General features: G+C 45.8%; 1 protein-coding gene. It reads left to right on the forward strand.

What is annotated here, in order from left to right; all coding sequences use genetic code 11:
* The coding region (locus tag AB4512_RS24130; protein ID WP_372176016.1) for an aerolysin family beta-barrel pore-forming toxin at positions 1–445 on the forward strand (445 nt) is incomplete at both ends.

Genomic DNA, 445 nt, shown 5'->3' on the forward strand with positions numbered 1-445 from the left:
GCTAAAGCCGTCACAGAAGGCAGCGAGATAGACGTTGAATATGACTTAGTGAACAACCGCAATGATTTTGTACGCCCTCTTAGTTATCTAGCTCACAACCTAGGTTATGCATGGGTTGGCGGTAACAACAGTCAGTATGTTGGTGAGGACATGACGATTAACCGCTCGGGTGACTCTTGGGTAATACAAGGTAACAACAGTGGCTCTTGTGATGGTTATCGCTGTAACGAAAAGACTAAGATCACCGTCGACAACTTCACCTACACCGTTAATGACAATAACTTTTGGCACGGCGATGTAATCGAATCCGATCGTGAACTGGTTAAAACGGTTTACGCAACCGCGAGAAACAGAAGCGACATCGCGCAGCAAGTCGTTGTCGACCTAAAAGTCGATGAGTCTACAAATTGGTCGAAAACGAATAGCTATGGGTTCTCCGAAAGTG

The sequence above is a fragment of the Vibrio sp. 10N.222.52.B7 genome, from assembly GCF_041474275.1.
GTDB classification, from domain to species: Bacteria; Pseudomonadota; Gammaproteobacteria; order Enterobacterales; family Vibrionaceae; genus Vibrio; species Vibrio crassostreae_C.